We start from the raw sequence: 352 nt of genomic DNA, 5'->3' as shown, positions 1-352 counted from the left end.
GCTCGAGGAGCTGAAGGCGGGTGTCACCAAGATCGCCACCAGCTGGGAGGGCGTCGCCCAGCAGGGCTACCAGGCCCACCAGACGAAGTGGGACGAGCGCGCCGCGCACCTGCAGCAGTCCGACGTCGGGCTTGCCGTGCGATTCGCCGTGGACCACGGGGCCAGGGTCGTCAACCTGTCGATCGGCGGGTACTCCCGCTCTGACGCCCAGGCCCGCGACGCGATCAACTATGCGATCGCCAGGGTGTGCTCGTCCAGCACCGACACCAGCCCGGCCGGCCCGCCGCGCGGGGAGACGTCGCACCGGCCGTCCGCGTCCGCGCTGGCCACGAAGACCAGCGACGAGCACGCG

The 352-nt window shown here is 72.2% G+C and carries 1 pseudogene; it reads right to left on the bottom strand.

What is annotated here, in order from left to right:
* Positions 1 to 234 precede the first annotated feature (234 nt).
* A pseudogene (locus PUR56_RS01660) lies at positions 235 to 352 on the bottom strand (MSMEG_1061 family FMN-dependent PPOX-type flavoprotein); the annotation flags it as partial.

Origin of the sequence: Streptomyces sp. BE303 (assembly GCF_036290945.1) — a bacterium.
Lineage (GTDB): Bacteria > Actinomycetota > Actinomycetes > Streptomycetales > Streptomycetaceae > Kitasatospora.
Note: the sequence above shows the minus strand (reverse complement) of the source record. Positions and strands in the feature narration are given on the sequence as shown.